General features: G+C 70.1%; 23 protein-coding genes. 8 read left to right on the plus strand and 15 right to left on the minus strand.

Annotated features, from left to right (window positions below):
* Position 1 precedes the first annotated feature (1 nt).
* Positions 2 to 586: a putative glycolipid-binding domain-containing protein gene (locus ACTMTI_RS01290; RefSeq protein WP_441117634.1), complete on the minus strand. Its 585-nt coding sequence runs from the start codon at positions 584 to 586 to the stop codon at positions 2 to 4.
* Between the two features lie 145 nt (positions 587 to 731).
* On the opposite strand from ACTMTI_RS01290, the gene ACTMTI_RS01295 reads away from it, so the two are divergent.
* Both ACTMTI_RS01295 and ACTMTI_RS01300 read left to right on the plus strand, forming a co-directional pair.
* Complete coding sequence (locus ACTMTI_RS01295; protein WP_441118136.1) at positions 732 to 1,328, plus strand: RNA polymerase sigma factor; 597 nt, start codon at positions 732 to 734, stop codon at positions 1,326 to 1,328.
* Positions 1,321 to 2,319 carry a CU044_5270 family protein gene (locus ACTMTI_RS01300; protein ID WP_441117636.1) on the plus strand — a complete coding sequence of 333 codons (999 nt, stop codon included), beginning with the start codon at positions 1,321 to 1,323 and terminating at the stop codon, positions 2,317 to 2,319. The genes ACTMTI_RS01295 and ACTMTI_RS01300 overlap by 8 nt, the downstream gene beginning before the upstream one ends.
* Positions 2,320 to 2,337: 18 nt before the next feature.
* Here ACTMTI_RS01300 and ACTMTI_RS01305 read toward each other — a convergent pair whose 3' ends face one another.
* From ACTMTI_RS01305 to ACTMTI_RS01335, 7 genes are all read right to left on the minus strand, one after another.
* Positions 2,338 to 2,868, minus strand: coding sequence for a GNAT family N-acetyltransferase (locus tag ACTMTI_RS01305; protein WP_441117637.1), 531 nt, complete (start codon positions 2,866 to 2,868; stop codon positions 2,338 to 2,340).
* An 81-nt stretch (positions 2,869 to 2,949) separates the two neighbouring features.
* Positions 2,950 to 6,729, minus strand: coding sequence for an ADP-ribosyltransferase (locus tag ACTMTI_RS01310; RefSeq protein WP_441117638.1), 3,780 nt, complete (start codon positions 6,727 to 6,729; stop codon positions 2,950 to 2,952).
* Positions 6,730 to 6,735: 6 nt separating this feature from the next.
* Positions 6,736 to 7,041, minus strand: a complete 306-nt coding sequence (locus ACTMTI_RS01315; protein ID WP_441117640.1) for a hypothetical protein — start codon at positions 7,039 to 7,041, stop codon at positions 6,736 to 6,738.
* Positions 7,038 to 7,433: a YbaB/EbfC family nucleoid-associated protein gene (locus tag ACTMTI_RS01320; RefSeq protein WP_441117641.1), complete on the minus strand. Its 396-nt coding sequence runs from the start codon at positions 7,431 to 7,433 to the stop codon at positions 7,038 to 7,040. Before ACTMTI_RS01320 ends, ACTMTI_RS01315 begins: the two co-directional genes overlap by 4 nt.
* Before the next feature lie 27 nt (positions 7,434 to 7,460).
* Complete coding sequence (locus tag ACTMTI_RS01325) at positions 7,461 to 7,889, minus strand: hypothetical protein (RefSeq protein ID WP_441117643.1); 429 nt, start codon at positions 7,887 to 7,889, stop codon at positions 7,461 to 7,463.
* A gap of 338 nt (positions 7,890 to 8,227) precedes the next feature.
* Positions 8,228 to 9,202, minus strand: coding sequence for a hypothetical protein (locus tag ACTMTI_RS01330; protein WP_441117644.1), 975 nt, complete (start codon positions 9,200 to 9,202; stop codon positions 8,228 to 8,230).
* 366 nt (positions 9,203 to 9,568) lie between these two features.
* On the minus strand, positions 9,569 to 10,171 hold the full coding sequence (locus ACTMTI_RS01335) for a CGNR zinc finger domain-containing protein (RefSeq protein WP_441117645.1): 603 nt from the start codon (positions 10,169 to 10,171) through the stop codon (positions 9,569 to 9,571).
* A gap of 35 nt (positions 10,172 to 10,206) precedes the next feature.
* On the opposite strand from ACTMTI_RS01335, the gene ACTMTI_RS01340 reads away from it, so the two are divergent.
* Positions 10,207 to 11,073 (plus strand): SCO6745 family protein, encoded by an 867-nt coding sequence (locus ACTMTI_RS01340; protein ID WP_441117646.1) that lies wholly within the window; start codon positions 10,207 to 10,209, stop codon positions 11,071 to 11,073.
* Positions 11,070 to 11,582 (plus strand): GNAT family N-acetyltransferase, encoded by a 513-nt coding sequence (locus tag ACTMTI_RS01345; protein ID WP_441117647.1) that lies wholly within the window; start codon positions 11,070 to 11,072, stop codon positions 11,580 to 11,582. The genes ACTMTI_RS01340 and ACTMTI_RS01345 overlap by 4 nt, the downstream gene beginning before the upstream one ends.
* A gap of 29 nt (positions 11,583 to 11,611) precedes the next feature.
* Here the strand turns inward: ACTMTI_RS01345 and ACTMTI_RS01350 are convergent, their stop codons facing one another.
* From ACTMTI_RS01350 to ACTMTI_RS01365, 4 genes are all read right to left on the minus strand, one after another.
* On the minus strand, positions 11,612 to 11,881 hold the full coding sequence (locus tag ACTMTI_RS01350) for a helix-turn-helix domain-containing protein (protein WP_441117649.1): 270 nt from the start codon (positions 11,879 to 11,881) through the stop codon (positions 11,612 to 11,614).
* Positions 11,882 to 12,033: 152 nt separating this feature from the next.
* Positions 12,034 to 13,389: a hypothetical protein gene (locus ACTMTI_RS01355; RefSeq protein ID WP_441117651.1), complete on the minus strand. Its 1,356-nt coding sequence runs from the start codon at positions 13,387 to 13,389 to the stop codon at positions 12,034 to 12,036.
* Positions 13,390 to 13,524: 135 nt separating this feature from the next.
* Positions 13,525 to 15,270 (minus strand): acetyl/propionyl/methylcrotonyl-CoA carboxylase subunit alpha, encoded by a 1,746-nt coding sequence (locus tag ACTMTI_RS01360; protein WP_441117652.1) that lies wholly within the window; start codon positions 15,268 to 15,270, stop codon positions 13,525 to 13,527.
* A gap of 25 nt (positions 15,271 to 15,295) precedes the next feature.
* Positions 15,296 to 16,015 carry an SDR family NAD(P)-dependent oxidoreductase gene (locus tag ACTMTI_RS01365; RefSeq protein ID WP_441117654.1) on the minus strand — a complete coding sequence of 240 codons (720 nt, stop codon included), beginning with the start codon at positions 16,013 to 16,015 and terminating at the stop codon, positions 15,296 to 15,298.
* A 124-nt stretch (positions 16,016 to 16,139) separates the two neighbouring features.
* On the opposite strand from ACTMTI_RS01365, the gene ACTMTI_RS01370 reads away from it, so the two are divergent.
* The 3 genes from ACTMTI_RS01370 to ACTMTI_RS01380 all read left to right on the plus strand — a co-directional run bounded on the left by ACTMTI_RS01370 (position 16,140) and on the right by ACTMTI_RS01380 (position 19,944).
* On the plus strand, positions 16,140 to 16,412 hold the full coding sequence (locus tag ACTMTI_RS01370) for a WXG100 family type VII secretion target (protein ID WP_026214895.1): 273 nt from the start codon (positions 16,140 to 16,142) through the stop codon (positions 16,410 to 16,412).
* Between the two features lie 72 nt (positions 16,413 to 16,484).
* Positions 16,485 to 17,624 (plus strand): S8 family serine peptidase, encoded by a 1,140-nt coding sequence (locus ACTMTI_RS01375; protein ID WP_441117655.1) that lies wholly within the window; start codon positions 16,485 to 16,487, stop codon positions 17,622 to 17,624.
* Positions 17,625 to 17,751: 127 nt separating this feature from the next.
* Entirely contained in the window at positions 17,752 to 19,944 is a 2,193-nt protein-coding gene (locus ACTMTI_RS01380) for a serine/threonine protein kinase (RefSeq protein ID WP_441117656.1), read from the plus strand.
* 31 nt (positions 19,945 to 19,975) lie between these two features.
* On the opposite strand, the gene ACTMTI_RS01385 is transcribed toward ACTMTI_RS01380, so the two are convergent.
* The 3 genes from ACTMTI_RS01385 to eccCa are packed head-to-tail and all read right to left on the minus strand — an operon-like array spanning position 19,976 to position 25,420.
* Complete coding sequence (locus tag ACTMTI_RS01385) at positions 19,976 to 21,106, minus strand: transglycosylase SLT domain-containing protein (RefSeq protein WP_441117658.1); 1,131 nt, start codon at positions 21,104 to 21,106, stop codon at positions 19,976 to 19,978.
* Positions 21,103 to 21,435 carry a hypothetical protein gene (locus ACTMTI_RS01390; RefSeq protein ID WP_441117659.1) on the minus strand — a complete coding sequence of 111 codons (333 nt, stop codon included), beginning with the start codon at positions 21,433 to 21,435 and terminating at the stop codon, positions 21,103 to 21,105. The genes ACTMTI_RS01385 and ACTMTI_RS01390 overlap by 4 nt, the downstream gene beginning before the upstream one ends.
* Positions 21,428 to 25,420, minus strand: coding sequence for a type VII secretion protein EccCa (gene eccCa, locus ACTMTI_RS01395; RefSeq protein ID WP_441117661.1), 3,993 nt, complete (start codon positions 25,418 to 25,420; stop codon positions 21,428 to 21,430). The genes ACTMTI_RS01390 and eccCa overlap by 8 nt, the downstream gene beginning before the upstream one ends.
* A 100-nt stretch (positions 25,421 to 25,520) precedes the next feature.
* Here eccCa and eccD point away from each other — a divergent pair, with 100 nt between their 5' ends.
* Positions 25,521 to 26,981 (plus strand): type VII secretion integral membrane protein EccD, encoded by a 1,461-nt coding sequence (gene eccD, locus ACTMTI_RS01400; protein ID WP_441117663.1) that lies wholly within the window; start codon positions 25,521 to 25,523, stop codon positions 26,979 to 26,981.

The following is a 26,981-nucleotide window of genomic DNA, read 5'->3' on the forward strand; positions in this document are numbered from 1 at the left end:
CTCACAGGACGCGCACCGCCAGCCCGGGATAGTCCAGGACCAGGCCTGACTCGTCGTAGACCAGGCGGCAGGCGAAGCCGAAGACCGGCGCGGCGTAGTCGTACCGCCGGTGGGGGCCATCGTCGGCGATCCGGGCGTAGTGCTGCTGGTCGAGGCGCTCGACGGTGAGATCGGCGGCGCGGACGTAGGCGGCCGGGACGGGCGATCCGGCGCCGACGGCGAGGCGCAGCCGGTGCACGGGGAACGCGTTCGTCATCGCCGACGACTCCAGGTCGACGTCCAGGCAGCCGTCCAGGTGCGGGGCCGGTGCGCCGTCGACCCGCCAGCGCCCGGTCCCGTCGGCCTCCAGGGTGGTGCGCCGGGATCCGGCCGCGGACCGGCCCGTGATCTCGGCGCGTCGCGTCGTCCAGGACGGGTCGACGTCGATGACGTAGTCGACGGCCCAGGTCACGCCCTCCTCGACCGCCGTCGTGCAGCCCTCTATGCGATGGCCGCCGTGCTGCGGGCGGAAGTAGACCACTTCGAAGCCGGTGCGGGCGTCGAGATGCCGCCAGGCGGCGGTTTCCGGCGGAGGCGCGAACGTCACCTGCAAAGCGTGTCATGCGCGGATACCCGCGCGCGGTGCCGACGCGGCGGCTCGGCGAGGCCGCCGCCCGGTGGGGCGAGAACCTGATTCCCGGCATCGGGTGAAAGAGGGTGATGAGAACGAAGAAACGGAGCCCGAGAGCGTGATGCCCGACACTGAGCTGGACGACGCGGAGGTGATCGAACGTGCCCGCCGCGACCCCGCCGCGTTCTCGGCGCTGTTCGACCGGCACGCGCCGGCGCTCCACCGGTACGTGACACGGCGCCTGGGCGACGCGCTCGCCGATGACGTCGTCGCCGAGACGTTCCTGGCCGCGTTCCGGCGGCTGAGCCGCTACGACACCGCCCACCGCGACGCCCGCCCGTGGTTATACGGAATCGCCGCCAACCTCATCGGCAAGCACCGGCGGGCCGAGGTCAGGACGTACCGCGCGCTGGCCAGGACCGGCGTGGACGAGGTCGCGGAGAGCTACGCCGACCGGGTGGAGGCCAGGGTGTCGGCGGTGGCGGCGCAGCGTGACCTGGCCGGTGCGCTCGCCGTGCTGTCGCCGGAGGACCGCGAGGTGCTGCTGATGATCGCGTGGGCGGATCTCAGTTACGAGGAGGTGTCGAGGGCGCTCGGGATCCCCGTCGGCACGGTCCGCTCGCGCCTGCACCGCGCCAGGAAGAAGACCCGTGCGGCCCTGGGCGGCGTCGATCCGTCCGCTGCCGCCGTCGATGAGGAGGGGTTCGGCCGTGGATGACCTGAAGCTGCTGAGCGAGATGCGCGCGGACGCACCGGAGCCGGATGCCGCGCGCCTGCAGGCCCTGCGCCGCCGCTACGAGGACGGGAGGAGGCCCAAGCCCGCGAGGCGGCGGCTCTGGCTCGTGCCGTCGGTGCTGGCCGCCGCGACGGCCACCGCCGCGGTGATCGTGGCCGTGAACGGCGCCGCGCCGTATGCCCTGCAACCCGGCGTCACCGTGCACACCGGACCTGCACAGATCACGCCCGTGAAGGCGGAGACCGTGCTGGGGCAGGCGGCACTTGCGGCCGAGCGGCGCGAGCCGGACGGCACGCCACGCCCCGACCAGTGGATCTACCGCAAGGTCGCCGTCAAGCAGCCCGACGAGGACACGAGCGTGCTCCAGGAGTACTGGACGCGATACGACGGCACCCGGCAGGCGTCCCGCCAGGACCAGGGCACGATGGAGACGCACACGACGAAGCCGGATCCGGACGACGACGACCTGACGCCGCAGGAGTACGCCGCCAAGCTGGCCCGTCTGCCCACCGACCCCGGCAAGCTGCTCGACCACGTCCGAGGCGACCGACACTGGATGATCAAGCCGGAGGACGACCCCGGTGGCGTCGAGCATCCGGACGCGCGGGCATTCCGCGTGCTGTCGGTCTACCTGGAGGCCGACGTCGCCATGTCGCCTGAGATCGAGGCGGCGATCTTCCGGGCGCTCGCGAAGATCCCGGGCGTCCGGGTGGACATGGGCGTGCGCGACGCGGCGAACCGGGCCGGCATCGGCATCGCCTACGACTCTGCCACGCAGCGCGATGAGGAAGGCAGGCTCGTCTCGCGGTCCTACGTCGTGCTCGACGGCGCTACGTACCGCTTCCTCGGCAGACGGGTGGACAACCTGCAGGACGACGTCCTCGACGGCGAGGTGCTGGCCAGGAAGGGCACCTTCTATGCGACCGCCGAACTCGCCGGGGGGATCGTCGATGAGCCGGGGCAGGTCCCGTGAGCCCGCATGTCCTGCCCGTCATGCCATTTCCGCGGTGATGGCCCAGCGCTCGTGGTCTCTCCAGGCGCCGTTGATGAACTGGAAGTTCGGCGAGTAGCCCTCGCGCTGGAAGCCGACGCGCTTGATCAGGTTGAGCGAGGGGGCGTTGTCCGGCTGGATGTTCGCCTCCAGCCGGTGCAGCCGCAGCTCGCCGAAGGCGTACTGGACCAGCAGCCGCAGGCCCTCGGTCAGGTAGCCGCGGCCGATCGTGGGCGCGTAGGCGCAGTAACCGACGGTGCCCGCCTGGTGGGTGCCGCGGACGATGTTGTTGATGTTGACCCGGCCGGCGATCGCGTCCGTGTCGAGGCGGCAGATGACGAACCCGTCGTGCGCCGGGCCGATGAACCGCTCGATGTAGGCGTCGAAGGCTTCAGGGGTGGTGATGGGGGCCCCGGGCATCCAGGGGCCGAGCAGCTCGGCGCTTTCCCTGTTCAGGGCCAGGAACTCGGCCCTGTCCCGGCGGGCGATGCGCCGGAGTCCCACCCGATCGCCCTGGGCGAGGTACGTCATCCATGAGATCTTAGGGGCCACGACGAGTCAAAGCCTGCAGAGGTGTGAGGGTCGTCGGCCTTGATGATGGTGACCGCCTCCTTACCTGCCGCGCTCGTCAGGGAGCACCCAGCCGTGGATGAGCCATCGGCCATCGACCAGCTTGGCGTCCTCGACGTACCATGGCAGGCCGTTGGGCAGCAGCAACTCGAATTCGCCGGTCTTGCTGACCGCCTCTGCGTAGATGGCGGGCGTGCCTTCGGGCACTCGCAGATGCAGCATGATCTCACCCGGCCAGAACGGCTTCATGCCGATGTTCGTGGAAAGGAAGCCCTGCTCTTTCTGCACGGTTCCCGGCAGGTCCTCGATGCGTACGGTGAAGAGGCCCTCGCTGGGATTCAGCTTCCGGAACACATCGATCGTCTCCGGAAGCGGCCGATGGTGCATGGCCGCGTTGAGGTGCTTGATATAAGCGCGGATCTCGGCCCTCTCCGCGGAGAGCCACGCGGACCGGTGGTGGCCGCGCAGGAAGCCGTTTATTTCCGCGTACCCCACGTACCCGCGGCCGCCGAACGCTGGGGCACTGTAGTGGTGGATCGCGTCGGTCTCTTTCGCGGACAGCTCGCGCGCGATGTCACCCCAGACCGCGTCGCCGAACGACGGGCTGACCAGCCGGGCGCCGAAGGGTGCGTCGAGCGGGACGTGCCTGCCCGGTCCGGTGTAGGAGACATCCGAGCCGGGGATGCGGAGCCCGTCCACCAACGCCGGCATCGGCCCCTCAGCGGTAAGCCCGGAAAGCGGTGGGCCGCCGGAGGGCTCTGCTGAGGCATGCACCGGTCCCTCGCCGCCCAGCAGGAATGCGCCGCCGTCGGGTTCGACATGGTTGAGCAGCTGTTCGATGCGAGAGAGAGGCACATCGGGCGTCATCGGCTCGCCGGGCAGGAAGATGCGTAGCCGGCCCCGGCTGCTCAGGGGATCCGGCGGCCTGGAGTTGGCCCACGTGTCGCCATGGTCGCTAACGACCATGTTGGTGTCCGCAGCGATCACGATGCGCCTGCTCCGGTCCGCGAGCACCTGGGCGGGCCCCGCGTCCATCTGGCCGATCTCACAAGGGGCGAGGTAGATCACGTCATCCCCGTGCCGCCCGCTCAGGTCCTCCCAGAGCAGCAGGTGGAGCTCCTCTCCGCTGATCCGATCGCCGCCGATCCTCATGCCTTCGGGGCCGCCGTGGGCGGCCACGGCGAACACGCCTTCCCACCGGGGCATGGCCTGGGCCCCGGTGCCACGGGCCATGTCCGCCTCGCTGGTCGGATCGCGGAACCACACCCCGGCGTCCGTCGGGACCCGATGATTATTGAGATGCCGCCGCAGTCTCTCGCTGAGCTCAGGGCGTGCGGCGGGGACGGGTGGCGCGCCGCGCGCCGGAGTTTCCGCGGTCGTCCTGCCCGGATCCTGCAGGAGGAAGTACGTTTTCTCCCCGGCTGTGCTCTCCAGTACGGCCAGCACCTTGAAGCTGGAGTCCGGTCGGAAGGTCGCGTGGTGCGGCCGGTCGAGAAAGCCGGCCGTCGAGACGTAGTCGGAGGCGCGGATGACCAGATGAACGGTGTCCGGGGGTTCGGGCAGGACACGGGGGTTGCTGACGCCTTCCAGGACGCCGGGAAAGGTCAACCTGCCGCCGGGCGCGAGGTCGGCGGGCAGCCAGTCGGACGGGATGCGCGCTTCGACGTGGCCCTGCAGCCCGGAGGGCAGTTCCTCCAGGCCGGTGACCGCGAGGTCGACGTGGGCGCGGGCGACCGCCGCGTCCGGTGTGTCGTGGACGATGGCATCGTTGACCTGGTGCAGCCGGCCGCCGTCGAACAGCCCGCGCAGGGCTTCGCCGGGCCGCTGGTCCGGCTCGTCCAGCCGGGGAGCCTGCTCCGGCCGGCGTGCGGCAGGCGCGGCGCCGAGGTCGCCCAGCATCGGCGTGTCGCCGCCCGCGTGCCTCTCTACCAGGCGGAACCGTTCCATGACGCCGTCGTGCCATTCCGGATGGCCGAGTCGTTCGAAGGCGGGGCGCAAACTCTCCATCCGGGGCCGTAGCGCCGCGAGCTCCTGTGGGGTGTACGGGTTGCGCTTGAGCCGCAGGCCGGGGCTGTCGTCTGGCCTGCCCTCCACGAGCGGGTTCCAGCCCCCGTTCCGCTGCGCCATCATCTCCGCGCCCTCGAACTCGAGACTCGTGCCGCGCCGCCAGCCGGTGTGTACTTCGTGGGGCTGGAATGACTCGTTGAGCGTGAGCAGGTCCAGGAACTGGCGGCTCGTCCGCCGCACAGCCGAATCCGATGGGTGCCCCGTCGTCGCGGCCGTGCCCGAATCGGTCAGCCGGGTCTCGTAGTGGACCAGCGGGCCGCTGCGGACGTAGCCCTCTCCCTCCGCCGCCCGGTACGGCGGCAGACGTCGTTGCTCCGCCTCGTCGAGCGAGGACGGGTCCTGCCATGCGCGGATGGCCTCCGTGCCGTCGTTGAACGTCACGACTTCGCGATCGGCGGCGAAGACGTTCTCTATCCTGCTCTCGCGAATGCCCGAGGCCATGGCGGCCTGCAGGCGTTCATCGCCGTAGCGCTGGTACACGACGTCGCCCTTGCGGTGGACGGCCGGTTGGTCGAGACCGATCGCCTGCCGTACCAGCGCCGCGGCCTCGAGCTTGTCCCCGTCGATGCCCGTTTTCTTGACGGCCAGGCTGCCGTCGCCGAACCGGACGATCTCGTGCGATCCCACGGACCTGCTGGATCTCTCGCCGGTCGCGATGCTGGCCGCCAGTCTGGAGCCCTGGTCCAGATACTCCGGGTCCAGAACGTCGGAGCCCTCCCTGCGAGCCGCCGCAGGGCCGTCGGGGGATCGGGTGGTCGCGTTCGCGAGGTCCGCGCCGTGCGGGGCAGGGCCGTCGGCGCCGCCAGACGGTGCGTCTCCGGGGACGTGGCCGGAGGCCGGGTCGGGGCTCACCGAGCCGCGCCAGGACCTCGTCCAGCCGGCCGCGTGCGCGTCGGCGCCGCCGAGCACGCCGGAGACTCCGGCCTGGAGCACCGTTCGCAGGGAGAAGTCCCCGGTCGCGGCCAGCGTGATCGCGGTGGCTCCTGCGTTGGCCACTCCGGACTGCGCCATCATGCCCCAGATCGACCTGCTGGAAGCGGCCACCGCCTTCTCCAGCAGGCTCATCTCGGCCCTGCGGATGCCGGCCTGCAGCCCCGACGTGGCCAGCCGCGACAGTCCACCGCCCATGAGCCCGAGCAAGCCGCCGGTCAGCCCGCCCGCGACCGCCGACATCAGCACCTGGCCCTCGTCGATCTCGTCGCGGCGGGACTGGGACAACTGCACGGCCAGGTCCAGACCGCCCATCACCCCGCCGAACACCATCGCGTTCAGCAGCAGCCGGACGGCGATCTGCCGGATCGTCAACCTGGCGATCTGCACGCGCCCGCCCACCAGCGCCAACGACAACCCGCCCCACGGCCCGGCGGCGGCCGCGAAGAGCCAGGTCAGCTGTAACACCAGCAGCCAGACGGACACCTCGATCATCCGCTTGGTGTACTGGACCTGCACCCCCATCTGGTTGAACTCCAGCGCGGCCGCCACCAGCCGGTCCACCAGCTGCGCCTGTTTGCCGCCCACATAGGTGCGCACGTACTCCGCGAACGCCTCCAGCGCCTTGCCGTCCCACTCGTCCGCCGTCAGGCGCCCCCTCATGGGCCCTTCGTCGCCGTCCCGGGCGACCTGCCGTGCCTTCGCCGCGCACGCGTCCGCCAGCCTGAAACAGCCGTCCTCGTCGCCCTCAGGCCAGTCCGACCCCACCGCCCAGCCCACCCATGGCTTGGACCATTCCGGCACCAGGAAGCCGTCGAACCCCACCGGCGGTCATCCGTCCGAGACCGAGCTGGCATGCTCGGCCGCTTCGTAGTTCGCGGCGCTGTCGGTCAGCCCGGACCCCACGCCGTCCAGCTCGGCGATGTAGGCGTCGAAGGCTCCGAACAGCTCGTCGGTGACCTGGGGCAGGCGCTTGGCCAGCGCGGCGCCGTACTGGTCGTCGCCCAGGGGGTTGCCCTCCTCCTCGAGAACCGCTCTGAGCTCGGCGCGCCACTGCCTGAGCTGGTCGGCGCCGTCCTCGTAGCCGCCCGCGGAGCGACGCAGCGCCGACCGGCGAACGTGATATCCCAGGGTCACCTGTCGTCCTCGCCGGGCAGCTCGACCGGCTGCGGAAGGAACGACGCCAGGTCGGCGTCGGCGCCGAACACCTCCTCGTACGGGATGCCATCGGGCACGAACGGGGCCATCAAATCCTTGCTGTGCTCGGCCACCTGGGCGGCCGCGGCGTTGATCTGCGCCAGAATGGTCGCGCTCAGCTCCGAGGGAGACAGCTTCCTGTAGACGCGTGGGTTGAGCTGCAGGGACTGGATCTGGCCGCGGTAACCCATCGTGACGGTGACCATGCCGTCGTCGGAGGTGGCGGTGACCACCAGCTCCCTGAGCGCGGCGTACATGTCGCGGATCTGGGCGGCCTGACGGTTGTACTCCTCGGCCAGGCCCTCGATCATCGCCTGGAATTCGTGGCTCATGATGTGTGGCTCATCCGTCTTCGCTGGTCAGTCGCCGCGCTCCGCGCGGCCGAGCATTTCGTCGAGGATGGCCTGCTCCTGCGAGGTCAGGCCGCCGGCCACGGTCAGCGTGCCGGTCTCGGTCCGGGTGACGACGGGGCGCGCCGGTCGTACCCGGAGGGCGGCCTGCCAGGCCCGCGAGGCGCGTTCGACCACGACCTCGTCGAGCGAGGGGAAGGCGTACTGCCGGGCCGCGGCGTGCCGGCACAGCTCCGGGTCCGGGCACAGCCCGGGGTCCCGCAGGTGGCGGAGGTCGGCCTCGGTCCAGATCCAGGCACCGTCCGTGCGGGCGCCGCCGCCGGCGTCGAGGAGCCGGCCCTCGTCCAGGTAGGCCAGCAGCCGGGCCCGCTCCGCCGGGTCGGATAGCCGCGGCCGGTGCTCCTCGGCGTCCTGCCGTGCGATGAGGATTGACCCCATGCTCCACCTTCCCACCAGGGCGCTCTCGGGCAATCGAGTGGCGGGCGGACCCCACTCCGAGAAGCATTCAAGCAAATAAGCCCAATGCGAATGCCAGGTTCCGGTCACGCCCCTGAGAGTTCACCGATCATTCGCCCGCCGGCCGGGCAACTCGACCGGTCGCGGCCCCGCGCGAGGGGCGCCTCCATCAGGAACCGTTCACCGGGGATGCGGTAGCCCACGGCCCGATTGACCGTCACCATGGGTGGGTTCTGCCGGCTGACGGTGTGGTGTCGTGCTGTCGCGCCACTTCTGCAAGGCCATCGCCGTCCTTCGACACCACGCGTCGCACAGGCCGTCTACAAGACATACGTACGTCGATCCTCTGGGCGAATGAGACCTGGAAGGTCGATCCGGACGTACTGCGGGAAGCGCGCAAGCACCTCGTCGCAAAACTGTTTGTCGATTTTCCTCAGGAAATTGCGAGCGGAGTCGTCGTCATCGTCCTGAAACATATCGGTGAACCAGTTCTCGTCGGCCACCGCGTGATCGAAGCGTGTCTTGGCGGGCGCCACTATGTCGTCAGCACACGTACGGGCGAGCGAACTGATCGAGTTGTGGGCGTCGACCAACGGGCCGATGGCCTCATAGATCTTCTTCAGTGCTCCCTGTGCTTTCTCTGCCGCAGCACCGGCCCACTTGTAGCTGATGGCATCCGCATAAGACCGCAGCTTGCCTTTCAGCGTGTCCAGGTCATCGCCGATGGTTTTCGTCACCCGCGAAAAATTTCTCAACGAATGCTCATCGCCGGACATCAACAGTGTTCTGATCTGTTCCTTGTCGAGGTTGTCGTAGCTATGCGGCTTCGCGAATTCATTCCGGTCGACGGAAACGCTTCCCGATGGATATCGAGAGCTGACGGCGTATTCCTTTTCAACGCTGCTCCAGCTGCTTCTCGGCGTTTGTGAACGGGTACTTACCGCCTCGGTCGGGCTATGGCCTCGATCCCAGGATGACTGCCCGGTCAGCCAACTGTGGTCCTCGGCGATGTCGTAGTTCCGGCCGGAGGTGGCGATGCCGCAAGCAGCCACCACGCACTCGATCATTGCGTCGCTGGCGACACAGTACAGTTCATCCGAAAATCGTCGAAACATCACCGAAACATCCGCGGCCCTGCCCCAGTCTCCGGCGTTGAATGGCGGATTGCGCCACCAGTAGGGGATGTCGACATCGTTGAGGTCGACCACGAGACGTTCGGCTGTTTTCCGCAACATTCCGCGATCAACGTCAATTCCGTCTCTGGCCATGTCGCCGAGTCCAGGCCAATCGGTCACGGCCCTGGGTGCGATACTCCCGCTCACTCCATTCGGTTCGGGATCGGTTCTCAGAGCCACGCGACATCACTTTCTTCGGTTCACGGTGGATTGCTCCGTCCGAGCCTAGCCAACTCGATAAGAACCCCCAGACAGCGCGCGATGAATTGACGGTGAACTTCAATCCTGCCGCCAGGTCGCCTGCTCGCACCCGTGAGCCGATTAATTCGGACAATTGGCTTTTATGCCTCGGACGGTGCTGCTCGGGTAGATATGCTGACAAGCCGGAAAGCCTGGAGATGGGCGTGGTCGCCCACCCGAGGCTTCGCCTGGGTAGCCGGGTGCTGGGTGGCCGCCGATGACCGGCCCTCGCGCGAGCCGGCCTTGTCAAGCTCGCCGTCTGGCCCGATAGGCGCTGGCTTTGGCGCGGTTCTGGCAGGACAGGTCGCAGAAGCGGCGGGACGCATTGCGCGTGGTGTCGAAGAACACCAGGGAACACTTGCCGGCCTGGCAGGTGCCCAGGCGGACGGACTGGCCGACGCCGATGACCATGGCCAGCGCCGTGCCCATGTCCGCGGCCCACGCGTCCACCAGGCTCGCATCGGCCTGGTGGAAGGCGAGCACGGGGGATCGGCCCGGATGGCCGTGCAGATTGGGGACGGCCTTGTGGCGTACCAGGAGCTCGTTGAGCTGTGCCGCGGCAGTGAGGATGCGGTCGCCCGCGCCGAAGACCGGGCTCAGTTGCACGGCGACTTCCGCCAGCCGGTCGGCGTCGGCGGCGGTGAGCGTGCTGGGCGGGCGCCCGGCCGCGGCCAGCCGGTCGATGATCGCGGCGTGCCGTTCGTCGCCGGATTGCGGCGGCGTGGCGGGCCGGCCGTGCGCCGTGGTGACGGCGAGGCGGTTCACCAGGAGGACCGCCAGCTCGATCCATCTCCCAACATAACTGTCTATTTCCGGTTGACCAGTGATGCGCCATGGATCTATCGTCACTGGCATAGCCTATATAGACAGTGAGGTGTGTGGCGATGTCCGGACCGCTCGCGCGGCAGATGTGGCACCAGATCGAGCCGGTGCACGCGACGCTCTACTTCAGCCCCGAGGCCTTCGAGGAAGCGGCGGGGCTCGGCTACGACGTCGCCTCGCGCTGGTGGAGCTACTTCGCCTGGCGCACCGCACCGCTCGGCGCCGCCGGTCCAAGGCTGGTCGAGGCCGCTTGTTACAGCTTCAGCCCCGCGATGATCGCCGGCTACGTGCCCGGCATCTGGGCCACCGCGACGCCGGCGCAGGTGCTCGATGCCCGCCTGCGAGCGATGGACCGCACGCTGCGCGCGCTGATCGGCGACTCGGCGAGAGCTCTGAAGGAGGCGGCCGAGCTGGCCGTCAGGGCAGCGGAAAGTGTTGAAACCGCCCACCGGCCGCTGGCCGCGGCCAACCTCGACCTGCCCTGGGCGGATGAGCCGCACCTGGCGCTGTGGCAGGCGTACACGGTGCTGCGCGAACATCGCGGTGACGGTCACCTGACCGCCTTGCAAGCCGCCGGCCTGGACGCCTGCGAGGCACTGGTCTCCTTCGCCTCCGTCGGGGCCGCCCCGGTCGCCAACTTCACCGGACGGGGCTGGAGCTCCGAGGAATGGGCGGCCGCGCGGGAACGGCTGGCGAGCCGCGGCCTCATCGACGCCGAAGGAGCAGCCACCGAGGCCGGGCAGGCCCTGCGCGACCAGGTCGAGCGGCTCACCGACGAACTGGCGGCCGAACCGTGGCGAGCCCTCGGCGAGGCGGCGGCCGAACGCCTGGCCCATCTCAACCGGCCGCTCCTGGGCGCGGTCTTCGAGTCGGGGATGCTGCCGATGACGAGCACCCTGGGCATCGGCAAGATACAGGTGCCCGCGTGAATCTCGAACGCCTCACCGGCCCGGAGGTGCTCGCCCGCACCGCCCAACTGACCGAGATCTACCGCACCGCGTTCAGCGGCCCGCCCTGGTATGAGGACGGGTACGGCACCGCCGACTTCGCCGCGCGCCTGACCACGGACGTACACCGTCCTGGGTTCGCGGCGGTGCTGGCGGCCGGCGATGACGGCTTACCCGCCGGATTCGGCACTGCCTGGCCGACCCAGAGTCCCTTTCCCGGGGGCCGCGCCTACGACCGGGTACGCGCGGAACTCGGCGACCAGGTGGAGACGCGGCTGGTCGGGGCGCTGGAGGTCGACGAGCTGGCTGTGAGCCCGCACGCGCGCAGGCAGGGGCTCGCGGGACGCATCCTCGACCTGCTGTGCGACGGCGCCGACGCCTGCTGGCTGCTCACCGCCCCGGCGGCGGTCGACGCGATCAAACTCTATGAACGGCTCGGCTGGCAGCGCCTGACCAGACCGGAGGCGAACGTCGTGGTGTTCACTCGCTGACGCTGGTTTGCCCGGCTTCAGCGGGAAAGTCAACTCGCTTCACGAAGAGGCTGAAACTGAACGCTGAGCCGGACCTCAAGTGCCTCGGCGAGGCGTTCCAGCATGGGGATGGTGGGCATGGTGCCGCCTGCTTCGAAGCGAGCGACCGCAGGTTGCTGGAGGCCTGCGCGTTCAGCCAGCTCGGCCTGGGTAAGACCGAGCTCTTCGCGGCGGAGTCGCGCGGCCTCGTAGGAAGCTCCGGCGCCGGGCCGGCTCATGATCTCGGCGCGCTTGTCCGACCATGCCTTGCGCTCGCCCATATCGATCACTCCTCGTCCACTGTGTGCGCTTCGGCGATGCATCGCTGCATGGCCCGCACAGCTCGCTGGAGGCGTTGTCCGGGGCTGGAAAGCGCGAAGCGCTCCCCGCGGAGTCCCAAACTTCGGGGCCCCGGGGGAGCGCTTCTGATGGATTACCAGTCGCCGCCGCCGAAGTCTCCGCCTCCGAAGTCTCCGCCGCCGCCGAAGTCGCCCCAGCCGCCGTCGCCACCGCCGCCCATGTCGCCGGCACCGGCGTCAGAGTAGCCCTCGCCGTAGCCGCCGTAGCCGAAGCCGCCGCTCAGCATGCTGCCCATCATGGTGCCGATGAACATGCCGGTCATGATGTCGCCGAAGCCGCCGTAGTAGCCGTAGGCGTACGGCTGGTAGGCCGGGCCCGCGTCGTAGTAGGGGCGGCGCTGGCCGTCGACCATGACCTCGCGCATCTGCGGGTCGAAGCCGCGCTCCACGGCCTCGGCGTCCATCCGGCAGGCGGGCACGTCGCGGACCGCGCCGCCGGTCGGGGCCCAGCGCACGTCGCGCACCGACGGGCCGTGCTGCGGGTTGAAGAAGCAGGGAGCGCGCCGCTCGGGAATCGGCTCGTTGTTGACCTTGGCCTTGACCACGGCCAGCGCGTAGCGGCCGTCCTCGAGGGTCTGGGTGACCTCGCGGACCTCGTCGGGGCGCTGCACCGCGGCCAGCTGGGTCTTGGCCTTCTCGTAGGAGTCGAGCGCGGTCTGCCATTCGTCGATGTGCTTGCCGCCCTCGCCGGCGAGGGTCACGTCGGTGTCGACGGCGGTGATCTCCTCGCCGAGCTTGGTGACGTCCTCGTCCACGGTCTGCTTGACCGCGGCCAGGTCCTTGGCCTCCTGGATGGCCCGCTTCTTCTTCTTGTTGCTGGAGTAGAGGAAGTAGCCGCCACCGCCGACCAGTGCGAGCGCGCCCAGGCCGATCAGTGCGGCGGTGCCGCCGGCGCCCGGGTTGGCCTGGCTGCCGCTGTCGAGCGCCGAGCGGTCGCCCTTGACGGCCATGTCGACGCGGTTGGTGAAGTCCTTCATCCCGGCCACGACGTCACCGGTGTTGGCGGTGACCGCGAGCTGGGCCAGCCGGCCCGCCAGGCCTTCACGGCTGATGGAGGTCGAAGCCGCGTACAGCGTCGTGCCGTCCAAGATGGCCATCGTGGACGAGGGGGCGCTCGCGGCGACCATTGCGGAGCTGAGGGCGCTCATGTAGGACGCAACATTGGAATTGGTGACCGTGCCGTCGGGGAGCGCCACGGCGTAGATCTTGCTGTTGGCCCCCTCCAGCGTGTCACGGATCTCAGTCTGCTGGTCCGACGTCAGGGACGAGCCTGACACCACATAGAGCGGGTCCTTCTTCCAGTTGGACACCACTGTCTCGGCATCAGGCGGAGCCGCCGCGTTGGCGGCAGGGGACAGCGCAAGAACGACGATTAGACCGACGATCAGAGCCGCGATCGCGGCCCCTGCTCGGCGCAGCGAATGGATCATTGGCAGCAAGCCTCCTTCGCCCTTGAGGACGAATGGGCGGTCGGAAAAGTTCCTCACTGCGCACGTTACCCGCCGGAAGCCGCGCGGGTGTGCACCGTCAACGAAGATCCTGGGGTCAGAGGTCACCCCAGGCCCTCAGGTGTCTTTGATCTCGCAGATCACGGCGCCCGACGTGACCGTCTGCCCGACGGCCGCCGTGAGCCCGGTGATCGTGCCCGCCTTGTGTGCGGTCAGCGGCTGCTCCATCTTCATGGCCTCCAGCACGACGACCGTGTCGCCCTCGCTCACCGTGTCCCCGTCGCCGGCCACGACCTTCACGATCGTTCCCTGCATCGGGCTGACCAGCGCGTCCCCGCCCGCCAACGCCTTCTTGGCGCCGCTGCCGCCCCGCCTGGGCGGCTTGCCGGCGGCGGCCGCGGCGGCGGACGTGCCGAGACCCGAGGGCAGAACCACCTCCAGGCGCTTGCCGCCGACCTCGACGGTCACCGTCTCCCGGGGAGGAGCCTCGCCCGACGAGACCTCCTCGGTGTACGGCGCGATCGTGTTGTCCCACTCGGTCTCGATCCACCGCGTATGTACGGAGAACGGCGCCGACGTGAAGGCCGGGTCGGCGACGATCGCCCGGTGGAACGGCAGCACGGTCGGCATTCCGGAGATCTCGAACTCCGCCAGCGCCCGCCGCGACCGCTCCAGCGCCTCCTGCCGGGTGCGCCCGGTCACGATCAGCTTGGCCACCAGCGAGTCGAACGCCCCCGGCACCGTCATCCCCGCCTCGTATCCCGCGTCGAGCCGCACTCCGGGCCCCGAGGGCGTGCGCATCGACGTGAGCGTGCCGGGCGCGGGCAGGAAGTTGCGCCCGGCGTCCTCGGCGTTGATCCGGAACTCGATCGAGTGCCCGCGCAGTTCCGGGTCGTCGTAGCCCAGGGGCTGGCCGTCGGCGATCCGGAACATCTCGCGCACCAGGTCGATGCCCGAGACCTCCTCGGTGACCGGGTGCTCGACCTGCAGGCGCGTGTTGACCTCCAGGAAGGAGATCGTGCCGTCCTGGCCGACGAGGAACTCGCAGGTGCCGGCGCCGACGTAGCCCGCCTCCTTCAGGATGGCCTTCGAGCTGGAGTAGAGGACCGCCATCTGCGCGTCCGTCAGGAACGGCGCAGGCGCCTCCTCGACCAGCTTCTGGTGGCGGCGCTGGAGCGAGCAGTCGCGGGTGCTGACCACGCTCACGTTGCCCTGGCGGTCGGCCAGGCACTGCGTCTCGACGTGGCGCGGCCGGTCGAGGTAGCGCTCGACGAAGCACTCGCCGCGCCCGAAGGCGGCGACCGCCTCGCGCACCGCCGACTCGTACAGCTCGGCGACCTCCTCCAGGCGGCGCGCGACCTTGATGCCGCGTCCGCCGCCGCCGTACGCGGCCTTGATGGCGATCGGCAGCCCGTGCTCCTCCGCGAACGCGACCACTTCCGCGGCGTCCGAGACCGGGTCCTTGGTGCCCGCGACCAGCGGCGCGCCGACCTTCTGCGCGATGTGCCTGGCCTGCACCTTGTCCCCGAGTGCGGCGATGGCGGCCGGCGGCGGGCCGATCCAGATGAGGCCCGCGTCGATGACGGCCTGGGCGAAGGCGGCGTTCTCGGCCAGGAAGCCGTATCCGGGGTGCACGGCGTCCGCGCCGGACCGGGCCGCCACGTCGAGCAGCTTGGCGATGTCGAGGTAGGTCTCCGCGGGTGACTCGCCGCCCAGCGCGTACGCCTCGCCGGCCACTCTGACGTGCAGGGCGTCGAGGTCCTGGTCGGCGTAGACGGCCACGCTCCCGATCCCGGCGTCGTTGCACGCGCGGGCCACCCGTACGGCGATCTCGCCGCGATTGGCGATCAGAACCTTCCGCACCGACGTCCGTCCTTCCTCGAAGAGTTCAGCGGCCCAGGTACGCGCCGCCGTTGACGTGGAGCACCTGCCCGGTGACGTGTCCGGCTCCCGCGGAAGCCAGAAATAGCACGGTATCCGCCACGTCCGCGGGAGTGCCAGGTCGCCCGTTGCGCGTGTTCTCCACGCGGGTCCTGATGCCCTCTTCCGTGAGGCGGCCGCGGAAGAACTCGGTGTCCAGCACCAGGCCCGGGGAGACGACGTTCGCGGTGATGCCTCTGGGGCCGACCTCGGCGGCCAGGTCTGCGGTCCAGGACTCGACGGCGGCCTTGGCGGCGCCGTACGAGCCGGAGCCGGTGCCCCGTGCGGCGATCGAGCCGAGCGAGATGATCCGGCCGCCGTCGTTCATGCGCGGCGCCAGCGCGGTCGTGACGAGCACGGCGGACATCAGGTTGGTGTTGAGATTGGCCCACCAGGCCTCGGCCACGTCCATGAGGTCGTCCGGCTGCCTGCGGTCCAGGTTGGTGTTGCCGCCGGCGTTGTTGACCAGCACGTCCACCTGCTGCGGCAGACCGGGGAGCGCCTCTTTGACGGCGACGGGGCTGGCGGCGTTGAAGACCGCGTACGCCGCTCCCAGGCGTTCGGCGGACTCCTTCAGCACCTGCTCGCGGCGGCCGGTGATCGTGACGTGATCGCCCTGCGAGGCGAACGCCGCCGCGATCGCGTATCCGATCCCGGTCCCGCCGCCGGTTACCACTACCTCGCGCATGGCCGGACAGCTCCCACGAATCCGAATGTTCCTCTGGAAGACCATAGCCGCTCGGCATAACGGGGACGGCGGCAGGTGGCACACCCGTAGGGTGAGGGCGCTTTGACACGGTCAGGAGGTATGCATGAGCCAAAGCATGCTAGGCGGCGACCCTGCGGAAATGCAGCAGATGGCCAGCCAGTTCACCCAGCAGTCCGAGGCGGTCCGCACCACGATGACCGCGCTCGACCGCGAGGCCGCCAAGGTCGGCACCGCATGGACGGGTCCTGGAGCCCAGCGTTTCCAGCAGGCGTGGCAGAACTACCGCACGGCCTTCCAGCGCATGACCGAGGAGCTCCAGGAGGCTTCGCGGGTCATCGGCACCTACCGGCAGAACATCGAGTCCGCCACGAAATGACCGACGGATCGGGGCCCTGGCGTGGTGCTGGGGCTTCTTTCCGTTGAATCGGGCAAGCTACGCTTTCTCGCCATGATTGGTCGCGCCCTCGTGGCGAGCGTGCTCGCCCTGCAGGTCCCGCTGGTGCCCGCGGCCGTCCGGGAGGCCTGTGACCCGCCGAGGGGCACCATGCAGAGCAGCGAGTCCTGGGCGCAGAAACGGCTCGACCCCAGGCGCGTCTGGTCCCTGTCGACCGGCGCGGGGGTGCGTGTGGCGATCATCGACAGCGGCGTCGATCTGCGGCATCCGCAGATCCGCCTGGCCGGCCGGGCCGACCTCACCGGCACCGGCTACCAGGACTGCGTCGGGCACGGGACCGCGGTGGCGGGCATCATCGGCGCCCAGTACATGCAGGGGGTCCTGTTCTACGGCATGGCCCCGGGGGCGCGGCTGCTGTCCTACAAGCAGACGAACTCCGAGCGGGACGGCGACCCCGGCCTGCTGGTCAAGGCCATCAAGTCCGCCGCCGACCAGGGCGCCAAGGTCATCAACGTGTCGATCGCGACGCCCGACCAGCCCGCGCTCAGAGCCGCCGTGGAGTACGCGCTCGCCAAGGACGCGGTCATCGTGGCCGCCGCGGGCAACGTCAGGAAGGAAGACGGCACCCCCATCCCCGCCTATCCGGCGGCCTACGAGGGCGTGCTCGCCGTGGGAGCGGCCGGGCCGAACGGAGCCCTGGCCGAGTTCTCCAACGTCAAGACCCCCGTCGCCGTGCTCGGTCCCGGCCAGGGCATCACCGCCACCTGGCCCGGAAGCGCCTATTACAAGGACCTCGACGGGACCAGCTACTCGGCCCCGTACGTGGCCGGGGTGGCGGCGCTCGTCCGGGCCCGCTTTCCCTCGCTGGACCAGGCCCAGGTACGGCAACGCATCATCGCCACGGCCGATGGCGCCACGGGCGGCGGCAAGGGCGCCGGAATGATCAACCCCATGCAGGCGGTCAGCGCGGTCCTGCCCTACGAGCCAGCCAACGCCCCCGTGGTCGCTCCGCCTCCCCCCAGCCCGCTCCCGGCCGACGCCGTGGCCAAGGTCCCGCCCGTGGATCAGGACGCGATCGACCTGGCGTTGCTCATCGCCGGGTCGGCGCTGGGGCTGACCCTGCTGGTGGCGGTTGCCCGCATCATGATCCCCATGGGCCGGCGCAGGGGATGGCGGCCCGGCCACTCTGAATGACCGGCCTCACTGGGTCTGCAAGGAAACGGGACAGTGAATTGTCGGGTATGGCCGGAAACCCCTGATGCTTGTGTGACAGATCTGGTTGAATGTGCTCGATCATGCTTTGCTGGTGAAAGGTTTGGGCATGCACCCTTTGCGCCCTGGGGATCCAGAGCGAATCGGCACTTTCAGCATTGTCGGGCTGCTGGGAGAAGGGCCGAGGGGAGAAGTGTTCCTCGGGCGGGAGTCCGATGACGCGCCCATGGTCGCCATCAAGCTCCTCCCGGCCGGGCCTGAGACCGGCCCGGACGCGCTGACCCCGTATCTGGACGTCAAGCGGGTTTCGAGCTCGTACGTGGCCCGGGTTTTGGACGCCGGATTCCTGGCGGATCGCCCGTACATCGTCCGCGAATACGTCGAGGGCAAGAGCCTGGCCCAGGTGGTCGCGGAGGACGCGCCGCTGAGCGGGGACGCGCTGGAGCGGGTCGCGGTTGGCGTGCTGACCGCGCTGTCCGCCGTCCATCTCGCGGGTCTGTCGCACAGGTCGCTCACCCCACACAACGTGATCATGGGAGCCGACGGCCCCCGGGTGACGGACGCCGCGGTCGGCGAGCCCGTGGGGGAGGCCGTCTACCAGGCGCCCGAGCAGCTCGCGGGCCTGCAGTACGGTCCGTACGCGGACGTGTTCGCCTGGGCCGCGACGATCGTGTTCGCGGGCACGGGCAAGGCGCCGTTCGCCGGGCCGGACGCGGTGCTGAACGCAGAGCCCGAGGTGGACATCGAGGCCGAGCCGATGCGCAGGGTGCTGCTGTCGGCGCTGGCCAAGGAGGTCGGGCAGCGGCCGACCACGTACAGCGCCCTCATGCAGGTGCTCGGCGACGCGGGCGCCGCCAAGCCGCCGACCGCCAAGGAGGCGGTCATCGAGGGCGTGCCCCTGCAGATAGCCCCGATCCAGATCCCGGGCCAGACTCCGCCGGTACAGGATGTCACGCTCGTCCAGGGGCCGACGCAGGGTCCGCCGATGCAGGGCCCGCCCGCGCAAGGCCCGCCGCCGATGCAGGGCATGGCCGTGCCGCCGCCGATGCCGCAGCAGCCCGAGGCGCCCATGTGGGGCCCGCAGGAGCCGGACCCGCGGCCGCCGCAGCAGATCAGGCTGGAGGCCATGCCGGCCAGGCCCGCCTCCTCGACGCCGCGCCGGGGCTTCCCCGTGGCGCTGGTCGCCGGGGTGGGAGTGGTGGCGCTCCTGTCCGGCCTGGGCCTGTGGGGCGCGAACAGGTACGTGAAGCTGCAGGAGGTCAATCCGGCCTCCGTGGCGCAGGTCAACGCGAACGAGATCCCGGTGCCCAACAGCACCGCGGCTCCCGTGCCGCAGGGGTCCGGTCCCGTCGGGGCCGACCCGCAGCAGGCGCAGCCCGAGCCCACGGTTCCCTGGGCCACCACGGCCGCACCCGACGATTCGGGCATCGGCCCGCTGATCCTGCCCACCGAGTGGTCGTCGAGTTCACCGTCGGTGCCTGAGCTGACGACCGCGCCCACCACCCCGGCCCCGATCCCGACGCAGCCGGTCCCGCTCCCCACGCAGTCGCAGGCGGCGCAGCCGACCACCGCGAAGCCGACCCCGACCAAGAAGAAGAAGCAAACGCCCACGGCGACCGTCACCAAGACGGTGGAGCCCACCAAGACTCCCACCCAGAAGCCGACCAAGGAGCCGACGCCGACCGAGGAGCCGGAGCCCACGCCGACGAAGACGACCGCGAAGCCGACGCCGACGAAGACCACGGCCAAGCCCACGCCGACGAAGACGACCGCGAAGCCGACGCCGACGAAGACCACGGCCAAGCCCACGCCGACGAAGACGACCGCGAAGCCGACGCCGACGAAGACCACGGCCAAGCCCACGCCGACGAAGACGACCGCGAAGCCGACGCCGACGAAGACCACGGCCAAGCCCACGCCGACGAAGACGACCGCGAAGCCGACGCCGACGAAGACGACGGCCAAGCCCACGCCGGCCAAGAACCCGTACACGCCTACGCAGGTGTGCGGATCGGGCTTCGTCGTCCAGCGCTCCAGCGCGTTCACCGGCGGTGTGACGTACCAGCTGTGGAACAACAGCACCGGCCAGAACTGCGCGGTCACCATGAAGACCGCGGACGTGGGCAAGAGCAGCCCGGTCAGCGTCACGCTGGAGGCCCAGGGCGGCGGACAGGACTCCGACTCGGGCAACTTCGAGTACTACGCGGGGCCGGTCAAGGTGTCCGCGAGGGGCAAGTGCGTGAAGATCTCCGGCAGCGTCGGCTCGCAGAGCACCAGCACCGGCTGGGCCAACTGCGGTTGAGCACTGACTGAGGGGCCCGGACCCGGGCCCCTCAGTAGCCGACGTAGTCGAGGCCGCGCTTGGAGTTGACCACGCCGGGCACGTTCGACACCGAGCCGTAGCGCTCGATGGCGTAGTTCACGCCCGCGACGATGTTGGCCACCGGGTCGTAGATGTTCTTCCAGTCGTGGCCTTTGAGCTCGAACTCTCGCTTGTAGGCATCGAAGGTCGGGTCGATGGTCTGCATCAGCCCCTTGGACGGCGTGCCGTTGGCGGCGTTGGAGTCCCAGTTGTTGATCGCGTTGGGATTGCCGCCGGACTCATGCTGGATGATCATCCAGATGTCGCTGGCGTTCATCTTCGAGGCCGGCACGCCCTGCCGCTCGAGGATCGCGATGGCCTGCTCGATCCACTCCTTGACCTGGCCTGTCGGCGCGGGGCCGCCGCCCGCCGGCGGCGGGCCGCTGGGGCCGTACCCGCCGAAGCCGCTCCCTGCCGAGGAGGGGCCGCCTCCCGAAGAGGAGCCGCCGCCGTAACTCTGCACAGAGGTGCGGTCCTGCTTCTGGTAGTCGGGCTCGACCTCCCAGTCGATCTTCCTGCCGGGCGCCGGCGTGAATTCCTGGGTGGACACGTCGGGAATGGCGCGAAAAGTCAGCTCGCGCTCCTCCAGGAAGCTGTTGATGTCGTTCTTTGCCTTGGTGATGGCTTTGTTCGCCCCATCGACCCACGGCTGGGCGTCGCTCTTGGCCGCGTTGACCAGGCGGGTCAGCCCCGGCGTCAGGTCCTCCTCCGTGGCGTTGGGGTTGTTGGCGTAGTAGTTGGTCTTGTAGTTGGCGGCGTTGGTGTTGAGGTCCCGGCAGATGGCGCTGACCTCGATATGCGCCTCGCGCAGCGCCGCGGCGGCGTTGTCGAGCGAGGCGGCGGAGTTGGCCAGCGCCAGTTGCAGGCTCTCTGCCGCAGTGCCGTATTTGCGCATGTAGGTGTCGAATTGGTCGGCCGAGCGGCCGCGCCAGGCGTCGGCCACCCCCTGGACCGCCGCTCCCAGCGCCCCGGCGAACTCGTTGACGTCGCCCGACAGGGTGCGCCAGGTCGTGGCGAGGGTGTCGATCTTGCCAGGGTCGCCGGTCACCTGGCGCAGTAACGCGACCAGCGCGTCGCCTCCGGGCAGGCTCGCGACGCTCACGACGTCGCCCTGTTGCTGCGGCGGATGTTCTCCTCTACGTTGCTCAGTCCCCGCTCGGTCCCGGCGAGCTTCTTGCGGGCCTCGTCCATCTCGCTGATGAGGGCGCTCCACACGGCCTGCGCGGCTACGGCAAGGGTGCCGGAGTCTTTCAGGTGGCCGAAGATGTCGGGGCTGATGGGCGGGCGGTTGTTGAGCGCCTGGCCGTCGTCGTCGTAGCTGAGCTCCCCGGGGTTGCGCTCCTCCAGAGTGTCCTCGTACTGGCTGGTGGCCTTGTGGAGGGCCGTGCGGCACTTGTCCAGCACCGAGAGGTGGATATCAAGGTCAGCCATTGTCGGTTGTCCCCCTGTCGGCGTCCAGGAACGCCGTCTGCATCAGCCGCGCGCCGAAGCGCCTGTCCACGAGGAAGCCGCGCCCCGGCGGCAGCGTCTGAGGTCGTACGTTGCCGAACAGGGACCCCTCGTCCCTGCTGCCGGACATGAGCAGTGCCGGCGTGGCCATGTCCTTCATGCGCTGGATGACCGGATCGAACATGGCGCGGCCCGCGCCGCCCATCTGGCGCGAGAGCACGACATGCAGGCCGATGTCGCGGGCCTGCGGCAGCAGATCGACCAGCGCCAGCAGCGGATTGGACGAGGTCGCGACCAGATCGTAGTCGTCGACGAAGATGTACAGATCGGAGCCCTGCCACCAGCTGCGGTCGCGGAGCTGCTCAGACGTCAGGTTCGCCGGAGGCAGGCGGTTCAGCAGGGCGCCCCTGGCGTCGTTGATCAGCTCGGCGGCGGCCGTGCTGGAGGCGGCGTAGCCGATGCGGTGGTCGGTCGCCGCCGAGTCGAGCAGCGACCTACGGTAGTCGATCACGATCAGCATGGCCTGGCTCGGCTGCTTCCTGCTCACCAGCCCTTCGGCGATGAGCTTCAGCAGGTTCGACTTGCCGCTCTCGTTCTCGCCGAACACCACGAAGTGCGGGTCGGCGTCGAAGTCGAGCGCCACGGGCGACAGGGCGGCCTCGTCGATGCCGATCGGGATCCGCTCCTGGTCCTCGGGCAACGCGGAGAGGGGCAGGACGGCGGGCAGCAGCCGGACCGGCGGCGCCGCGGGGCCCTGCCACGAGTCGCGTACGGCCTGGATCAGCCCCCGCGCCCCGGCCGCCAGGTCTGTCGAGTTCTGCACGCTGTCGATCCTGGGCAGCGCGGACAGGAAGTGGAACCCGTCCTTCGTCAGCCCGCGGCCCGGCGCCCCCTCGGGGACGGCCAGCGCCTTCTTCCTGCTGACCTCCGACTCGTAGGCGTCGCCGAGCTTGAGTTCGATCTTGGTGCCGATCAGGTCGCGGATGCTCGGGCGGAACTCCGACCACTTGTTGGTCGCGGCGATGAGGTGGATGCCGTAGCCGAGCCCGCGGGCCGCGATGTCGGTGATGGTCGGCTCCAGCGAGTCGAACTCCTGCCGGAGGGTCAGCCAGCCGTCCACGACCAGGAACACGTCGCCCCAGCCGTCGCCCTCGATGGCGCCTTCGGCGCACATCCGCCGGTAGCTCGCGATCGACTCGATGCCGTGCTCGCCGAAGTCCCGCTCGCGCTGCTCCAGGATCGCGCTGATCTCGGCCACCGTGCGGCGTACCCGGTCGCCGTCGAGCCTGCTGGCCACGCTGCCCACGTGCGGCAGCCCCTCCAACGAGGCGAGCGCGCCGCCGCCGAAGTCGAGGCAGTAGAACTGAACCTCGCGCGGCGTGTGCATGAGCGCCATGCCGGCCACCATCGTCCGCACGAGGGTGCTCTTGCCGCTCTGTGTGCCGCCCGCCACGCCCACGTGGCCGGCGGCGCCGGACAGGTCCAGCCAGAATGGGTCGCGCCGCTGCTCGAAGGGCTTGTCGATGATGCCGACGACCGCGTGCAACGTGCCCCTGCCCGGCCAGCCGGTCGTGGACAGGCCGTGTTCGGGCGTGACCGACAGCGGCGGCAGCAGATGCGCCAGGGTAGGCGGCTCGGCCAGCGGCGGCAGCCAGATGCGGTGGGCCGCGGGGCCGTGCCCGGCCAGCCGGCCGACGACGACGTCGAGCAGGCTGCGCTGGTTGCCGGCCGCGGGCTCGTCGTCCGGCTCCGCCTTCACCTGGACGGGACCGGTGATCTCGGGCAGCGGCACGAACGCGGGACCGTACTCGACGACCTCGCGGAGCGGCGCCTGGCCGTCGGTGGCGACGGCCAGTGCGGGGTCCCCATGGTGGGCACCCGAGACGTAGGCGGCCTTGAATCTGGTCATGTTGGTCGTGTCGAACTTCAGGTAGCCGTTGCCGGGCGAGGACGGCAACTCGTACGCGTCCGGCACGCCCAGCACGACCCGGCTCTCCATGGCGGAGAACGTGCGCAGGCCGATCCGGTAGGACAGGTGCGTGTCCAGGCCGCGCAGCCGCCCCTCCTCCAGCCGCTGCGAGGCCAGGAGCAGGTGCACGCCGAGCGAGCGGCCCAGACGGCCGATCATCACGAACAGGTCGATGAACTCCGGCTTGGCCGCCAGCAGCTCGCTGAACTCGTCGAGCACGAGGAACAGCGTCGGCATCGGCCGCAGGTCCGCGCCCTGCTCACGGGCCCGCTCGTAGTCGCGCAGCGAGGCGTAGTTGCCCGCCGCGCGCAGCAGCTCCTGCCTGCGCACCATCTCGCCGTGCAACGCGTCGTGCATGCGGTCGACCAGGGGAAGCTCGTCCTCCAGGTTCGTGATCACGGCGGAGACGTGCGACAGCGTGTCCAGGCCGAGGAACGTCGCGCCGCCCTTGAAGTCGACGAGCACGAAGTTGAGGATCTCGGACGAGTGGGTGATCGCCAGGCCGAGCACGAGCGTGCGCAGCAGCTCCGACTTGCCCGAGCCGGTCGCGCCGATGACGAGCCCGTGCGGGCCCATGCCGCCCTGGGCCGACTCCTTGATGTCCAGCTCGACCACCCGGCCGTCGCTGCCCAGGCCGATCGGCACGCGCAACCTGTTGCGGCCCGCCCTGGGCTGCCAGGTGACCGCGGGCTGGAGCCGGGCCGGGTCGCCCACGCCGAGCAGCTCGGTCAGCGTGGTGTTGGTGTTCAGCAGGTCCTGGGTCTCGCCGGCCGAGTTCGCCGAGGCCCGCAGCGGCGCGAGCTGCCTGGCCAGCCCCTCCGCCCTGGCATAGTCCAGCGTGTCGGGATCGCCCAGCCGGGTCGTGGACCGCTTGCCCGCGTGGTCGATCTTCACCATGTGGAACCCGTCGGGCAGGATCTCCAGCCTCAGCGTGCTGGCCTCCTCGACGGGCCCGGTCGCGTCCGACAGGTCGATCACCGTGACACCCTGGATGGCGTCCGTGCCCAGTTGGGAGTCGTGCGGCACATGCCCGCCGTCCACGATCACCACGTGGTACGGCAGCGCGTCGGCCGCCGTGCCCGGCCGGAACCTGGCCCGTTCCTTCAGCTCGTCGCCCACGAGATCGTCGAGCTCAGCCAGGGACTCGGCCATCAGGCGCACCTGTCCGGCCGCGTCCACCTCTTCGGGATGCAGGGCGTGCGGCAGCCACTTCACCCAGTCCCAGTGCGGCATCCACTCCTTGCTCGCGCACACGAGGACGCGCATGTCGTCAGGGGAGTGGAAGCTGGTGAGCTGCGCGATGACCGCTCGGACGAGGCTCCGTACGGCACGCGGATCCCCGCTGAGGTGGATGCGCGCGAAGGAGTTGAGCGCGACCGCCACCGGCAGGCCCGCCACCGTGGAGTGGGCCCTGACGAACCGGCGTAAGGCGCCCGCCGTCAGCGCGTCGAGGTCCTCAATCGGCTTGGAGTCGGGCGGGATGAGCTGCACGGCGAGCTTCTGCACGCCCGTGCCCAGCCGTACGGTGCCGAAGTCGTCGTCGCGGGGCCGGCGCTCCCACAGGCGCGGTCCCATGGCCACCCACCAGAGCGTGTCGGGGGCGGGGCCGCTCCACTCCAGGGCCTCGCGCTGCTGGATGGCGGCCTTGCGGACCCTCTTGCGGATCTGGGAGAGGTAACGGAAGTAGTCCCGGCGCAGGCCGTTGAGGCGGTTCTTGCGCTCGCCCGCTTGGCGGCCGAACTGGCCCATCGTCATGCCCAGCATCGAGACGGCGAACAGGCCGCTGGCCACGTACATGATGGGGTTGGAGTTGCCGCCGGCGGTGAACATCAACCCCATGGCCGCCGCGCCGGCCAGCATCGGCACGTACATGAGGACGCCCATGAGACCCGCCGGCTGGACCTCTGGGATCTCCGGTGGGGACTCCAGCAGAATCTCCCCACGCGGTGGCTGGGGGCTGGGACGGCGTTCTGGCCGCCGTACGACAACAATGCTCACTGACGGGACAACCCTCCTGTCACCTGAAACACTTTCTTACCAGACGTGCCATGCCTATATGTTCGGCATGTCGGATTTACTTAGCCGATCTGGAGTGGCCGTGACCTCGCTCGCCCATCAGCCCATGCAGCCGATGCAGCCGATACCGCCGGGTGCGCCGGGTGCGCAGCCGCAGCTGCACATGCCACTGGCGCCGCTGTGCCATGTCACGATCGTCGCCCCGCGCCGCCGCGTCGACCTGGCGCTGCCCACCGACGTCCCGCTGCCGCACGTGCTGCCCGGACTGCTGCGCGCGGTCGGTGAGGCGGGTGGTGATGCGGCGGGCGCGCCTGGCTGGGTGCTCCAGCGGCTCGGCGGCGCGCCGTTCGACCTCGGTCAGACGCTCGCTTCCTTGGGCGTGTTGGATGGCGAAATCCTTTACCTGCGGCCGCGCGAGTTGACCCTGCCGCCCGCGCTCTTCGACGACGTGGCCGACGTGGTGGCCACCGGCGTGAAGGAGAGCTCGGGCAAGTGGGAAGTCCGCCACACCAAGGCCATGGGCACGGGGGCGGCGGCCATCCTGCTCGCGCTCGGAGCGCCCGCGCTGGTCCTGTCCGGCAGCGAGCCGCTGGGCGTGACCGTGGTCGCGGGCATGCTCGCGGTGCTGCTGCTCGGCGTCAGCGCGGCCCTGTCCAGGGCGGTCGGCGACTCCGCCGCCGGGGCGCTGATCGGGTACGCCGCCCTGCCCTACGCCTTCCTGGCCGGCTTGTACGGCCTCGTCAGCGGCTCCACCCTGGCCGGGCTCGGCGCGCCGCACCTGCTGGCGGCGCTCACCTGCACCGCGCTGGTGGCCACGATCGGCGGCGCGGTGGTCGCCGACGGCGTGCCGGGCTTCCTCGGAACGGCCATCGCCACGGTGGTGGGCGCGATCGCCGCCGCCGTGGTCATGGTGACCGGCGCGCCCGCCGCGGGCACCGCCGCCATGACGGTCACGATCCTGATGTCGCTCAGCCCGCTGATCCCCGGGCTCGCGTTCAAGATCGCCCGGGTCCCGCTGCCCACCCTGCCCACCAACGCCGAAGAGCTGCGCGCCGACAACCAGCGGCTGGACAGCGACGGCGTGCTCGCCCGCACCACCCAGGCCCGCCGATACGCCACCGGCATGGTCGTCGGCATCGCGCTGAGCGCCATCGGCGCGCTCCTCTACCTGATCACCACGCCGGGCTGGATGGCCGCCTCGATGGCCATCGTGCTCTCCCTGGTGCTGCTGCTGCGCGCCCGCGTCTTCCACGGCCTCGGTCAGCGGCTCTGGCTGCTGGGCACGGGACTGGGCGGCCTGGTGGCGGTGGGCATCGCGATGGCCGCGGGCGCGGGCACGGTGGCCGCCGCGGCGGTGGTGATGGGACTGCTCTGGCTGGCCATGCTGGTCGTCGGGCTCGGCCTGTGGCTGCCGTCCGGACGGCTGTCGCCGTTCTGGGGCCGCGCGGGCGAGGTGGTGGACGTCATCCTGCTCATCGCGCTCTTCCCGCTGGCGCTCGGCGTGCTCGACCTCTACACCTGGATTCGCGGCCTGTCCGGTTAG

Source organism: Nonomuraea sp. H19 (genome assembly GCF_052068215.1).
Classification (GTDB): Bacteria; Actinomycetota; Actinomycetes; order Streptosporangiales; family Streptosporangiaceae; genus Nonomuraea.

What these genes read in the sequence shown, in the direction of transcription:
- ACTMTI_RS01375 (WP_441117655.1), top strand. Translation starts at nt 16,485, where the DNA reads ATGATTGGTCGCGCCCTCGTGGCGAGCGTGCTCGCCCTGCAGGTCCCG.
- ACTMTI_RS01295 (WP_441118136.1), top strand. Translation starts at nt 732, where the DNA reads ATGCCCGACACTGAGCTGGACGACGCGGAGGTGATCGAACGTGCCCGC.
- ACTMTI_RS01390 (WP_441117659.1), bottom strand. Translation starts at nt 21,435, where the DNA reads ATGGCTGACCTTGATATCCACCTCTCGGTGCTGGACAAGTGCCGCACG.
- ACTMTI_RS01365 (WP_441117654.1), bottom strand. Translation starts at nt 16,015, where the DNA reads ATGCGCGAGGTAGTGGTAACCGGCGGCGGGACCGGGATCGGATACGCG.
- ACTMTI_RS01380 (WP_441117656.1), top strand. Translation starts at nt 17,752, where the DNA reads ATGCACCCTTTGCGCCCTGGGGATCCAGAGCGAATCGGCACTTTCAGC.
- ACTMTI_RS01305 (WP_441117637.1), bottom strand. Translation starts at nt 2,868, where the DNA reads ATGACGTACCTCGCCCAGGGCGATCGGGTGGGACTCCGGCGCATCGCC.
- ACTMTI_RS01325 (WP_441117643.1), bottom strand. Translation starts at nt 7,889, where the DNA reads ATGGGGTCAATCCTCATCGCACGGCAGGACGCCGAGGAGCACCGGCCG.
- ACTMTI_RS01370 (WP_026214895.1), top strand. Translation starts at nt 16,140, where the DNA reads ATGAGCCAAAGCATGCTAGGCGGCGACCCTGCGGAAATGCAGCAGATG.
- ACTMTI_RS01320 (WP_441117641.1), bottom strand. Translation starts at nt 7,433, where the DNA reads ATGAGCCACGAATTCCAGGCGATGATCGAGGGCCTGGCCGAGGAGTAC.
- ACTMTI_RS01340 (WP_441117646.1), top strand. Translation starts at nt 10,207, where the DNA reads ATGTCCGGACCGCTCGCGCGGCAGATGTGGCACCAGATCGAGCCGGTG.
- ACTMTI_RS01355 (WP_441117651.1), bottom strand. Translation starts at nt 13,389, where the DNA reads ATGATCCATTCGCTGCGCCGAGCAGGGGCCGCGATCGCGGCTCTGATC.
- ACTMTI_RS01350 (WP_441117649.1), bottom strand. Translation starts at nt 11,881, where the DNA reads ATGGGCGAGCGCAAGGCATGGTCGGACAAGCGCGCCGAGATCATGAGC.